This is a genomic window from Candidatus Pelagisphaera phototrophica, from assembly GCF_014529625.1.
GTDB classification, from domain to species: Bacteria; Verrucomicrobiota; Verrucomicrobiia; order Opitutales; family Opitutaceae; genus Pelagisphaera; species Pelagisphaera phototrophica.
The window spans coordinates 807,794-820,537 of sequence record NZ_CP076039.1 but is presented as its reverse complement, the minus strand read 5'-3'; the positions used below and the strand labels follow the sequence as shown (position 1 = coordinate 820,537).

Annotated in this window: 10 protein-coding genes; 4 read left to right on the top strand and 6 right to left on the bottom strand. The window is 50.6% G+C overall.

Annotated features, from left to right (window positions below; all coding sequences use genetic code 11):
- The first annotated feature begins 157 nt into the window (after positions 1-157).
- The 4 genes from GA004_RS03675 to GA004_RS03660 all read left to right on the top strand — a co-directional run bounded on the left by GA004_RS03675 (position 158) and on the right by GA004_RS03660 (position 5,708).
- Positions 158-823, top strand: a complete 666-nt coding sequence (locus tag GA004_RS03675; protein ID WP_283395944.1) for a 3-keto-disaccharide hydrolase — start codon at positions 158-160, stop codon at positions 821-823.
- 44 nt (positions 824-867) lie between these two features.
- Positions 868-2,361 (top strand): sulfatase, encoded by a 1,494-nt coding sequence (locus GA004_RS03670; RefSeq protein WP_283395943.1) that lies wholly within the window; start codon positions 868-870, stop codon positions 2,359-2,361.
- Positions 2,362-2,490: 129 nt separating this feature from the next.
- Complete coding sequence (locus GA004_RS03665) at positions 2,491-3,996, top strand: sulfatase (protein WP_283395942.1); 1,506 nt, start codon at positions 2,491-2,493, stop codon at positions 3,994-3,996.
- Positions 3,997-4,100: 104 nt separating this feature from the next.
- Positions 4,101-5,708: an arylsulfatase gene (locus GA004_RS03660; protein ID WP_283395941.1), complete on the top strand. Its 1,608-nt coding sequence runs from the start codon at positions 4,101-4,103 to the stop codon at positions 5,706-5,708.
- Between the two features lie 53 nt (positions 5,709-5,761).
- Here GA004_RS03660 and GA004_RS03655 read toward each other — a convergent pair whose 3' ends face one another.
- The 6 genes from GA004_RS03655 to GA004_RS03630 form a co-directional block, all read right to left on the bottom strand.
- Positions 5,762-7,573 (bottom strand): DUF885 domain-containing protein, encoded by a 1,812-nt coding sequence (locus GA004_RS03655; RefSeq protein ID WP_283395940.1) that lies wholly within the window; start codon positions 7,571-7,573, stop codon positions 5,762-5,764.
- 155 nt (positions 7,574-7,728) lie between these two features.
- The gene (locus GA004_RS03650) at positions 7,729-9,135 is read right to left on the bottom strand and encodes a sulfatase family protein (protein ID WP_283395939.1); all 1,407 of its coding nucleotides are present in this window, start codon (positions 9,133-9,135) and stop codon (positions 7,729-7,731) included.
- Positions 9,136-9,204: 69 nt separating this feature from the next.
- The gene (locus tag GA004_RS03645; RefSeq protein ID WP_283395938.1) at positions 9,205-9,375 is read right to left on the bottom strand and encodes a hypothetical protein; all 171 of its coding nucleotides are present in this window, start codon (positions 9,373-9,375) and stop codon (positions 9,205-9,207) included.
- Positions 9,376-9,677: 302 nt separating this feature from the next.
- Complete coding sequence (locus GA004_RS03640; RefSeq protein WP_283395937.1) at positions 9,678-10,394, bottom strand: 3-keto-disaccharide hydrolase; 717 nt, start codon at positions 10,392-10,394, stop codon at positions 9,678-9,680.
- A 50-nt stretch (positions 10,395-10,444) separates the two neighbouring features.
- Entirely contained in the window at positions 10,445-11,227 is a 783-nt protein-coding gene (gene lpxA, locus GA004_RS03635; protein ID WP_283395936.1) for an acyl-ACP--UDP-N-acetylglucosamine O-acyltransferase, read from the bottom strand.
- 12 nt (positions 11,228-11,239) lie between these two features.
- Positions 11,240-12,727, bottom strand: a complete 1,488-nt coding sequence (locus tag GA004_RS03630) for a sulfatase family protein (RefSeq protein WP_283395935.1) — start codon at positions 12,725-12,727, stop codon at positions 11,240-11,242.
- Positions 12,728-12,744: the final 17 nt, after the last annotated feature.

The window sequence follows — 12,744 nt, the reverse complement described above, 5'->3', positions numbered from 1 at the left end:
TAACTTAGGCGTTGGGATGAAATACAATATTGCTAAACAAACATGGTTCTCCATTCCCAATCCTTCTGTTCAGACTGTTATTCAATATCTGTGCCACCCACACTCGACATGCCCCTATCCTAATGAAACCATTGGTCCCACCACAACCCTCGAAATCATGAAAAAAATATTCCTTTTATTCGTTGCCGCCATTCTCACCCTCTCCTCTCTCGCTGACAAAGACTCTCCTCCCGAAGGTTTCATGAGTCTTTTTGATGGCCAGAGTCTCAAGGGCTGGTCCTTCATTCCGTCTGAAATCGAACCCATCTGGAAGGTTGATTCAAAAAACGGCACCCTCGGTCGCGTCGGTAGAAATGGAGCTATTTGGACCGATGACACCTACGGAGATTTCATTCTGCAGCTGGAATTCAAGCTAAGCCGCAACTGCAATAGCGGTATTTTCGTCCGAAGTGATCCTCAAAATCCCGTACAAGGCGGCTTTGAAATTCAGCTATTGGACTCGCACGGGAAGCCATCCATCGGAACGCATGACTGCGGTGCCCTCTATGACGCGGTGGTGCCGAGTGCAAACGCGGTCAAAAAAGCGGGCGAGTGGAATCAAATTCAAATTCGCTGTAAGGGCCCGATTATTGAGATTACGCTCAACGGGCATAAAATCGTCTCTGCAAATCTCGACCGATGGACATTTCCCGAGCAAAACCCGGATGGCAGTAAGAACAAATTCAAAACGGCTCTCAAAGATCTGCCGCGAACCGGCCATATCGGATTCCAGGACCATGGCCATAATGCGTGGTTTCGAAACGTTTACCTTAAGAAATTGTAAAAGGTACTTGTTAACTAAATACAATATTTCATGCGAATTAGAATATGAATTTCACTAGAGCAACCGATAATACCCCATCCAGTTCGAGTGATTCGTGGGCTAGAAAGCTCGTTAGCCTCTTCTTCATAGCCAGCGGACTCTCCATCTCTTCCGCTCAAGATATGCCCAACATCGTACTCCTCGTTGCCGACGATCTTGGATACGGCGAGCTCGGTTGCCAAGGAAACGAAGAAATTCCAACTCCCCATATCGATTCCCTCGCGGAGAACGGCATTCGCTTCACTCAAGGGTATGTCACCGCTCCCTTTTGCAGCGCCTCGCGGGCCGGGCTAATGACCGGGCGCTACCAAACTAGATTCGGCTATGAATTCAATCCGATCGGAGCTAAAAACGAGGACCCTGACGCTGGACTTCCTTTAGGTGAAAGAACGATCGCCGATATTCTAGTAGATTCTGGATACATAACCGGGCTTTTTGGTAAATGGCACCTCGGTGGGACGGCCAAATATAATCCGATCCGCCGCGGTTTTGACGAGTTCTTCGGCTTCCTCCACGAGGGTCACTATTTTTTGCCTCCGCCCTATGAAGGTGTCACCACTTGGCTACGCCGAAAAGTCCTTCCAGGCGGCGGTGAGGGCCTGTGGATCTCTCAGGACAAAAAACGCCTCTACACCACCCATATGGGCAACACCGAGCCCGACTATGATGCCGACAACCCGATCTACCATGACGGCCAACCCGTACAGGAAACTGAATACTTAACCGATGCCATTACGAGAGAATCGGTTTCTTTTATCGAAAGACACGCTGATAAACCCTTTTTCCTCTTTGTTCCTTACAACGCCGTACACAGCCCTCTTCAAGGGGCCGACGCGTACATGGAAAAGTTTGCTCACATCGAAGACATCCAACGACGTATCTTCGCGGCAATGCTCGCCAATATGGATGACAGCATCGGGGCCGTTCTGGAGAAGCTGCGTGAGGAAAGGCTCGAAGACAATACCCTCATTTTTTTCATCAGCGACAATGGGGGTCCCACCCGGGAACTTACATCCAGCAACCTTCCACTTCGGGACGGCAAGGGGAGTGTATACGAGGGCGGTAATCGCGTGCCCTTTCTCGTTCAGTGGAAAGGGCAGCTCCCCGCCAACCAAGTCTACGAGAATCCGGTGATTTCCCTGGATATTTTCGCAACCGCTGCCGCGTTGTCGAACGCGCAGCTCGATGAGAGAAAAGTCTACGACGGCGTTAATCTGATTCCGTATCTGAAAGGTGAGAAAAATTCCCGACCTCACGATACGTTGTTTTGGCGTATCGACAAACGCTCCGCCATCCGAGTGGGTGACTGGAAACTCCTTCGAAACCCCCGCCGCGGGCAAGGTGACCAATGGGAACTCTACAATCTTACAGAAGACATCAGTGAGACCAACGATCTGGCGGCCTCCCTCCCGGAAAAACGCTCTGAGATGATTACTGCTTGGGAAGCGATGAACCGCCAAATGATTGATCCCGTATGGTCACCGAATAGCCGACGCTAGTTTCAGGATTTCCAGCATCGTTAGAAAAGCTCTCATTGGGATTGTATAAAATCGGCAGATTTTGGCATTCCATCCTTCTCAGAGCGAATTGGGATTGCCCCAATCCGCCGGCTCTCTTTTTCTTTTATCGTGAAACGTTACTTGCCCCACCTCGTTCTTGTGTTGTTCACCGTCCTTTCCAACGCGGCCGACAAGCCCAATGTTCTCTTCATCGCAATCGATGACCAAAACGACTGGATTGGTTGTATGGACTCTCACCCAATGGTGCAGACTCCTAACATCGACCGACTCGCGGATCGCGGCACGGTTATGACCAACGCCCATTGCCAAGCACCCCTCTGCAACCCGTCGCGCACCAGTCTCATGGTGGGCCTTCGTCCTAGCACAACGGGAATTCACGGACTCGCTCCCTGGTTTCGGGACGTTCCTCAATGGGCCGATCTCGTTTCGTTGCCGCAACATTTTGAGGCCAATGGGTATCAGACGTACAGTAATGGTAAAATCTACCATAGCATCCGTTCCCAGCCCGCAAACGAACCAAATCCTGAATTCCAACATTGGGGCTCTAGGGGAGGCGTCGGCTCCAAACCTCCCCAAAAGTTAATCCCAACGACTCCCTTTGGAAACCACCGCCTAATGGACTGGGGGGTTTGGCCAGACAACAACGACGATTCAACCAAAGGGGACTATGATGTCGCGGACCATGCAGTACGAATGATTGAGGAAATGCCTGACGGAAAACCGTTTTTCCTCGCAGCCGGATTCTTCCTTCCTCACGTGCCTTGTTACGCAACTCAAAAGTGGTTCGATCTGTATCCGGAAGACACTTCGGTTCTTCCACCCATGCCAGAAGGGGATCGAGACGATACCCCACGGTCTTCTTGGTGGATCCACTGGAGCCTGCCCGAACCTCGAAAGAAGTGGATCGACGATAACGACCAGCAAATTAACCTCGTACGCTCCTACCTGGCCTCAACCAGCTTTGTGGACAGCCAAGTGGGCCGTATCCTCGACGCGCTTGAAGAATCAGGACACGCCGACGATACTATCGTCGTCCTATGGAGCGACCACGGATACCATTTGGGTGAGAAGTCGATCACCGGAAAAAATACGCTTTGGAGGAATTCGACTCGGGTGCCAATTATTTTTGCAGGCCCCGGGGTAACCGCGGGACAAAAAAGCTCCAAACCTGCCGAGCTGCTCGACATCTACCCCACCCTCATCGATCTGTGTGACCTCCCCCCACTTGACCATCTAGAAGGCCTCAGTCTCTGGCCTCAATTGCAAGACGCCGACGCACCTCGCTGGCGTCCCGCTATCACTTCCCACAACCAAGGCAATTTTTCAATCGTGACGGAAAAATGGCGCTACATTCACTATGTCGATGGCGAGGAAGAGCTTTACGATATTAAAAGCGATCCTCACGAGTGGGACAATATCGCAAGTAACTTTCCAGAAGTTGTCTCCGACCTTCGGAAATGGCTCCCAGAAAAGAATGTAGGTCCCGTTGCAGGTAGCCGATCTCGGGTTTTGACTTACTACGATAGAACACCTGTCTGGGAGGGCATTGCGATTGACGAAAACGACCCCATTCCGCATGACAAAGCAGATCGCGAACTGCATCTGGGCCAATAAGGGCAGGGCTAGCTGACAGGTCGGTCGTAGTTTCGGCTAAATCTGGTCTCTGAAAAGCCGCAGCGATCCCTTCCGCTGCTCTCGAGTAAACGGCTCCAATCATCATGAAACATCTAATTTCACTCATTGTATTCTCGATTCTCTGGACTTCCGATGGAGCAACCGAAAAGCCCAACATCCTTTTCATTCTTGCCGACGACCTCGGCTTTTCCGATCTAGGATGCTATGGCGGCGAAATTGAAACGCCCCATCTCGACGCTCTCGCGAAAAACGGCCTTCGGTATACCCAGTTTTACAATACAGGACGATGCTGGCCCTCTCGAGCCGCCCTGCTAACCGGTTACTACCCACACGAGATACACAGAGATAAATTGCCTGGGGTCAAAGGTGGCAATCGAGGGACGCGCCAAAGCTGGGCTCAGTTGTTGCCAGAGTACCTTCAGCCTCATGGCTACCGCAACTACCATAGCGGAAAGTGGCACATCGATGGAAAAGCCCTCGATGGCGGGTTTGATCGCTCGTACAACACAGCCAACCAGGGCAATTTTTTCAGTTCGAAAGGCGTACTCGTTGACGACGTTCTTCTTAAAACCCCGGAAGACGAAAGTGATTTCTATATCACAACCGCTACCGCGGACCACGCGATTGATTGCCTCCAAGATCACGCAGCAAATTATGCGGACCAGCCATTCTTTCATTACCTCGCTTTCATCGCTCCCCATTTCCCACTACACGCCTTACCCGAAGACATAGAAAAATACCGCTACCGCTATCTGGGCGGATGGGACCAACTCAGGAAAGAACGATTCTCGAAACAGAAGCGTATGGGAATTGTAAACACAACCTTATCGGAACTCGAACCGAAAGTTGGCCCTCCTTACTACTTTGAGAAAGACCTTCACAAGCTAGGACCAGAAGAAGTTTATCGTCCATTCCCCTGGGACAACCTCGGAGAGGAACAGAAGCGCTTTCAAGCCACGAAAATGGCGATTCACGCCGCCATGATCGATCGAATGGATGTCGAGATTGGCCGGGTTATCGATCAGCTTAAACAGATGGGGGCCTTTAAAAACACGATCATCTGCTTTGCCTCCGACAATGGAGCGAGTGCGGAAATCATGGTTCGCTCCGGAGGACACGACCCCAGCGCACCTCTAGGAAGCGCGGCCAGCTACCTTTGTCTCGGGCCCGGATTTTCGAGTGCCTCTAACACTCCTTTCCGCCGTCATAAAACATGGGTCCATGAGGGAGGAACCGCGACCCCTTTAATCGTGCACTGGTCGAAAGGGATAAAAGCTCGCGGGGAACTTCGCCATACTCCCGGTCACTTCATCGATTTCGTTCCCACTGTTCTGGATGCCGCAGGAATTGAGAAACCCATTACAAAGAGTGGAGCCCCTGTCCCCAAATCACCCGGCCGGAGCTTAATGGCCTCTTTCAAGTCCGACATTACGATTGAACGCGATCTCCTTTGGTGGATGCACGACGAACATAAAGCGGTACGCATTGGCGATTGGAAACTTGTCGCCGCTAAAAATGATCCTTGGGAGCTCTACAACTTGAAAAACGATCGAGCCGAGTCGTTCGACTTGGCTAAAGCGAATTCTAAAAAGGCTACTGAACTCGAAGCCGCCTGGCAAAGGCAACTCAGATCAATGGCGGAATTGGTATCGAAAACACCCAACTTGTCCGGCCCTGCTCCAAGACGGTAAGGCTCGATCGCCCGGCGAGCCGATAGCCAGGAATTTTCAACTCCACTGATCCTTCAGCCTTTAGCTTTATCCTCAAGGTATTCGTCCACCATTTGCTCAAGTACGGTAAGCGGTAGCGGACCGCCACGGAGAATCACGTCGTGAAACTCGCGAATATCAAATCCTTCACCCAGTCTTTCTTTCGCCTTCTCACGCAACTCCAGAATCTTCAGCATACCCACTTTATAGGCCGTTGCTTGCGACGCCATAACGATATGGCGCTCCACCATTCGAATACAGTCACGCTCCGTATCAGGAGTGTTTTCCCGATAATAGGCAATTCCCTGTTCCCGCGTCCATTTCTTGGCATGTATCCCCGTGTCCACCACAAGTCGACAAGCCCGCCACAACTCCATGCTCAGTCTACCAAAATCGGAATACGGGTCCTGATAAAGCCCCATTTCCTTGGGGAGAAGTTCACAATACAAGCCCCAGCCCTCAATGTAGGCCGTGTAGCCACCCAGTTTCCTAAATTTGGGAATCCCCTCCATCTGCTGCGCTAACGCCAGCTGCATGTGGTGTCCCGGAATTCCCTCATGATAGGCTAACGCCTCCAGCTTGTATTTGGGCATGTTAGCCGTATTGTAAAGATTCGCGTAGTAGATGCCAGGACGACTTCCGTCAGGGGCGGGACGTTGATAAAAAGCAGTCCCCGCAGATTTTTCCCGAAATGCCTCAACCCGCTTTACGGTGAGTTCCGCCTCAGGCTTGGTCAGAAACAAAGCGTCCAAACGCTCCCGCATATCATCAATCACCGCAACCGCTCGGTCTAGATACTGCTGTTTTCCTTCATCCGTGTTTGGATAGTAGAACTGCGGATCCGTGCGCATGAATTGGAAGAAAGCCTGTAGGTCGCCTTCAAAACCCACCTTCTTCATGATCCCTCTCATCTTGTTGTGAATGCGAGCAACCTCTTTTAGTCCAATTTTATGGATCTCCTCCGAGCTGAGCTCAGTCGTGGTCGTCATTCGCAATGATTCACTATAAAACTCCTCCCCATCCTTGAATTTCCAAACGCCATCTTCCGTCGTCGCCCTGGTCTCTTGCTCTTTCAAAAAGCTGATCAATCGCTCATAGGCTGGCTTAACGACTTCCATCAGAGCCTCGCTCGCTTCTTGCTTCAGCGTGACGTACTGCGGCTCGTCAATCTCCAGAGCCTTGAGCTTCGTCCGGAAGTCACCCCATAAAGCAGAGTCTTCTCCTGTATCGTGAAAAGGGGCTCCGGATATGATGTTTTCACAAGATTCAATCACCCTTGGGTAGACGAATTTTGGTGGCAAAACTCCGATAGACTCTCGCAGTTTCAAATTCTCGATCAGCTGATCAAATACTCTATCGATCCCCTTGAGGCGGGATACATAGGCCTCCGAGTCGTTGACCTCAGTCACAAGGTGCATGTTTATTAAAAAGGACGCGACATCCGTGTGCCGCCCAAACATTTGATTTACGGGGTAGTTATAATGGCGATACTTGAAGTTTCTGATCGCGTCTTCCGCATTTTGAATCGCCAGGCGGTAGCTGATTTTCGCCTGTAAGTCGAGTAGGTCGTAGTCAATAGACGACTTGAGCCACTCCATGTTCTCCTTAGTTATCGCCAACTCACGAAGCTCGATTTCCTCTGCTGCATCATTCCACTCCCCGTAATCCTTCTTGATCCCCAAGTAAGTCTGCCTCTCAGGAAATCGATCTACCTTTTCGTTATAAATCCGCTCGAAGAAATCATTCGCTTTCTTGGATTCCGCAAGCACCCGCGGATCCTCCTCTGCTTGAAGACCCGCAATCGGGCCCAGGCAGGCAATCAATGTCACAACTAGGTATTTGAACATCAGGTATCGGTATCACGTAAATGCTCAGAATCAAAAACCAATTTGAAGCCTTTGAGGTCCATTAGAGGCTTTTTTAGGCGACTGGATGATGAGGTGAACTATAAATGACAGGTTGGCGGTGTGCTCATTCAGCCACGCAGTTAGTAAACCACTTCTCAGTCTATAAATCCTGCCCTACGCCCATCCCTGCTCATCTCATCTTGGAAAGTCACCGCCATACCCCGAAGTTTCCGTGTCGCTTCACGGTTTCCCGTTGTCGCGTCCTCACCCAAATGCTTCGAAAGATCGTAAAGCTGCAATCTGGGGTTCAATACCAACTTCCATTTCCCTGATCTGACCGCCGCCAAAGCACCCTGACTCCCATGATAAAAAAACGCGTTTGTATATTCTTCCCTCGTAAAAAGAGGGCTCCACTCTCCAGCAAAGTCCAAGGATCGGCGAAGGGGTACATCGCTATTCAATGATTTATCATGAACCGCCGAAGGAATCGTATCGGCTTTTCCTGACAAATAGAGGCTCAAATCGCGACCGTCGATCACCCTATCCTGCGGAACCCTGATCCCCGCAATAGTCGCCAACGTTGGGTACCAATCCATCGCAAAAACCACCTCTGACGACTCGCTTCCCTCCTTAACCCCCAGACCCGGACCCCAGGCAATGCAGGGTACACGAATGCCGCCTTCGTAAGTTGAAAGCTTCCTCCCCTGAATCAATTGACTCTTGTTTCGCCCCGGACCACGACCATTGTCTGACGCGTATACAACAATGGTCTCGTCCTCGATTTCAAGTCGCGAAAAAGCATCGAATATTCTTCCCACATTGAAGTCCAATTCCTGAATCGCGTCCCCGTACTCACCCCAATTTGAAGAACCCTTAAAACGAGGACTCACACCCAGTGGATTATGAAGCATCGTGTGCGGAAGGTAGAGAAAGAAGGGCTCGTCACGATCCTGCTCCATAAATGCGATCGCTTCGTCGGTGTAGCGCCGCGTCAACTCAGCAGGATCGGCTGGGCGCTTGATGACTTCGTCATTGCGCATTAATGGAACACCCCCTTCTTCTTCAAAGTAAATGACCTCCACGGGATCCAAATTGTGCAAGAGCCCAAAATAGGAGTCGAATCCCTGCGCACGCGGTCGAAAGGGCGCTTCAAAACCCAGATGCCATTTCCCAATACAAGCGGTCCTGTATCCGTTTTGCTGAAACAGCTCACCCAAGGTCAGTTCATCGGGATTCAACCCGCGACGCGAGTCCGCTCGTTGGACCCAAGCTTCCATCCCTACCCTTCGGGGATAGCACCCAGTCAGTAACCCCGCCCGTGACGGGCTACAAATGGGGGCCGCCGCATAGTAATCCGTGAAACGGATTCCTTCCTTGGCCATCGCGTCAATCCGAGGCGTTTCAATCTCAGTCGCCCCGTAGCACCCCAAATCATAGTATCCTTGATCATCGATGAAGATAAAGACGACATTAGGCCGAGCTTGATCCGAAGCGTTGGCCAATGGGTAACTTAAAACGCTGAGCGAGTAAACAACGAGGGGAAGGAATCGGGGCAAAAACATGCCAAATAGGAAATCAAATAATTTTGGCAGCACCAGCCAAATAGTTACCCAAGGTAACCGCCGAGGAAACTAACGCATCATTTCCGGATTCTCCGGTTTTTTCGGCTGGCCCAATATTCGCTCTTCTTCCCTACGCCTCTCGGCGTCCTGAGTCATCCCCCTGTGAATCAGCACCGCTATCACGAAGAACCCTATCACAACGAGGGACAGAATGAGTACTATCGAAATAATAAGATTCATCTTATTAAGGGGTAACGCTCAAAGCCCGGTATCACAAGCTGATTTATCAACTCATTCCTCCCAGAAACGTTCATAAAAGGTCGGTGGCTGGACGCGATTCGCGCGATTCCATTAAGGGATCTGAACGCCGAGGGGAGTTCGAAGCTGAATTATCGCTCCAACAATGATTTCGAGAGATTCATAGAGAGCCATGACTACTATACCGGTCATCAGGAATCATCAATGTTACCATCAACAATTTCCTTTCTCAGTGCTTACTCTTCTTTGCCGTGAAAAAACCGCCACCTGTGGGCAGAAAGCAACTACAATTCCTTTACCTTCAAATTGCGAAACCAGACCCGATGCCCATGATCTTGAAGTCCGATATACCCCTTTCCCTTGGACGCGTAGTACTCCCAGGTCTTGAATTTCGAGTTTGCCACCTGCTCCTTCCACTTCGGACTGTGCATCTCATAAACTGCGGTTTTTACGTCGTTCAGCCAGTATTCGACCTGATTGCCCTGAACCACAATCCTACTGGAGTTCCAATCTCCAATCGGCTTGGTTTCATCACTCGCTGGAGCCTCAATCGAATAGTGTGATGCGGTGTATTCCTTCGGAGTTACAGGTAAACCCTTCCTGCTACGAAACCCAAGATTGTCCAAAATCTGGTACTCAGGCCCAGTGAGGTAAGGTTTTCGTGGACCTTCACCCACATGAAACATGACTCCTGAATTAGTGCCCGCTTCCAATTTCCATTCGAATCTAAGATCGAAGTCGTCATATTGGGATTCGGTGATAATATTCACTTGAGCCCCGTCTGGAGAAATCGGCTCCAACTGCAGTACACCGTTCTCAGCTGTCCAAGATCCCTTAATCTCAATACCGTTGTAACCTCGCCAACCCTTGAGAGTCTTCCCATCAAACAGGGAGATCCAACCGCTTCCCTCGTCCATCGAAACTAGAGGGGTTTTTGATTCGGAGTAGCCCCAAAACAGGGACAGCGACACGACTGCTAGCACTATGATTCTAATTTTCATGGGGATGTATGGATTTCACAAAGTTCTCTTGGCAATTCAATAATTTAATCCTAATTCCCTTTGGCTCGGGCGAATCCGCGCTTTCCTGATTGGAAAAATTCTAGAAAGTGTCTCGCTTCTTCGATATCACGGTATTCACCCTGCAACAATTCGGAAGCTCTTGCCTTTACATTGGTCGACTCCACAAGGACATCCTTATAGCAAGTCCTCAACGCCTGAATGCTATCACGGGGAACTTTGCGTCGGCGAAGCCCAATCAGATTCAAACCATAAAGCTCATTTCGATCCGCGACGATCGTGAAGGGCGCAATATCCAGGGATATGGCTGCATTCCCTCCAATCATCACCCCTTCGCCAATACGATTGTACTGATGGATACCGGCTCCTCCTCCCATGAATGAGAATCGTCCGATTTGCACGAATCCAGCTACCATGGCCACATTGGCGAGTACCACTCGCTCACCCAGAATACTGTCATGCCCCACATGCGACTGGGCCATTAAGTAGCAATTCTCGCCTATGACGGTTGCCCCCTCAGGTTGCGTCGCTCGATTCACAGTCGCTCCTTCCCTAAGTTCTGTTCCGTCGCCAATAATCGCATACGTCCGAGTAGCGGGATCAAACCCTAAGTCTTGAGGCAAACCTCCGATCACTACATAGTTCCCGACCGAAACATCCTTTCCGATCCGGGAACCATTCTTCACGATAGCATGACTGTCCAGCTTTGAACCATCCCCAATTTCGACCTCGCCTTCAACAACAACATAGGGACCGATTTCCACGTTCTCTCCAATCCGAGCGTCGGGAGAAACAATCGCTGTCGCATGAATCATGATACGCTGTAGCTACCGACTGCTACCCGAAGTTACGATGTAGTTCATTTCTCTCCGAAGCTCTGACACGATCTCGGGATTGTCGTCGAAAAGATTAATCGTTTCTCCTATGTCCTGGCTCAAATTGTAAAGCTGGGCCTCAGGTTCCGACTCCTTGAGCTCTTGGGCAGCCTCCGCCCGGCCTTTGACCGCGAGCGGATCCGACCCCCTTACTCTACCTGAGAATCCTCCAGATCCTTGCCCTTCAATAAACTTCCAATCGCCAGACCGTATGGTCATCAATCCTCCACTTCCGGACTTCATCACGAACGTTTCTCTAATCGGTGTCTTTCTCGGTTTTCTTTGCTTCAAGGCGGGCAGGAAACTAAAACTATCCGGACCCACCGCCTTAGGAAGTTTCACATCGTGGATATCCGCAAATGTCGCAAGCAAATCGGTAAAGCAAACTAGGTGATCGCTCACGCTCCCCTTTTTCACTTCACCCGGCCATCGAACAATTAAAGGCATCCGGTGGCCGGCTTCCCAAGCGTCGGATTTCATCCCACGCAAGCCACCCGAAGAATCGTGATCGAAGCGCTCCACATCACTGTCGTACCAAACTGGCCCATTGTCAGACGTAAAAATAACCATCGTGTCCTCCGCCATTTCGGCTTGATCCAAAGAACTCAATACTCGCCCAATTTCGCTATCGACCATCATCATGAAGTCACCGTACATTGAGGCTCCACTCTTACCCACAAACTCGGGTGAGGGCAACCAAGGCGTATGAGGAGCTGGATACGCAAGATAGAGCATCAATGGTTCCTTATTTCGACCTCCAATTCGAGCATGGTCGTCAATCACTTCAATCGCCTCATTCGTGAATCGGGGCAAAACGTCCTTTAACTCTAGACCCGGAGCAATTCCGCCTTCACGCCAGAATTCACCCTGAATATTGGTCCAGCCTTCACTTTGCCGCTGCTCGATAAATTCCGTCGGAGGGCTGATCGCCAGGTCATCGCGAATATAGAAGTAAGGGGGAATATCCGTTGAGGCTCGAATCCCAAAGTACGTATCGAATCCACAGTCTATCGGTCCGCCTGGTAGTGGGTTCTCATAACCATTTTCCTTAAAACCCAGATGCCATTTCCCCACCATGGATGTGCGGTACCCTCGAGCCTTGAGCAACGAAGCGATTGTCATTTGCCCCTCGGCAATCAGTGGTAGCCGCGGCCAAATACCCACGTCTATACGAAATGGATACCGTCCGGTCATAAGCCCATAGCGAGACATGTGGCAGAGGGGTCCCGGAGCATGAGCGTCGCGAAAGCGCATACCCTCACTTGCCAGACGGTCGATATTAGGTGTAGGGATTTTGGAATCCTGATTGTAGCAACCTAAATCGCCATAACCCATATCATCTACGAGGATGATCACTATATTCGGGCCCGCTCCCGACAACAGCGTGCCTAGGGATAAGAGGCCGAAAAAGCCGAAGATGAATCGTGTACTGAGTCTCATAGTTTAATTAATGTCAG

Excerpts from the sequence above, each read along its gene's own strand:
- GA004_RS03675 (WP_283395944.1), top strand. The coding sequence starts at position 158 with ATGAAAAAAATATTCCTTTTATTCGTTGCCGCCATTCTCACCCTCTCC.
- GA004_RS03670 (WP_283395943.1), top strand. The coding sequence starts at position 868 with ATGAATTTCACTAGAGCAACCGATAATACCCCATCCAGTTCGAGTGAT.
- GA004_RS03660 (WP_283395941.1), top strand. The coding sequence starts at position 4,101 with ATGAAACATCTAATTTCACTCATTGTATTCTCGATTCTCTGGACTTCC.
- GA004_RS03655 (WP_283395940.1), bottom strand. The coding sequence starts at position 7,573 with ATGTTCAAATACCTAGTTGTGACATTGATTGCCTGCCTGGGCCCGATT.
- GA004_RS03650 (WP_283395939.1), bottom strand. The coding sequence starts at position 9,135 with ATGTTTTTGCCCCGATTCCTTCCCCTCGTTGTTTACTCGCTCAGCGTT.
- GA004_RS03645 (WP_283395938.1), bottom strand. The coding sequence starts at position 9,375 with ATGAATCTTATTATTTCGATAGTACTCATTCTGTCCCTCGTTGTGATA.
- GA004_RS03640 (WP_283395937.1), bottom strand. The coding sequence starts at position 10,394 with ATGAAAATTAGAATCATAGTGCTAGCAGTCGTGTCGCTGTCCCTGTTT.
- lpxA (WP_283395936.1), bottom strand. The coding sequence starts at position 11,227 with ATGATTCATGCGACAGCGATTGTTTCTCCCGACGCTCGGATTGGAGAG.
- GA004_RS03630 (WP_283395935.1), bottom strand. The coding sequence starts at position 12,727 with ATGAGACTCAGTACACGATTCATCTTCGGCTTTTTCGGCCTCTTATCC.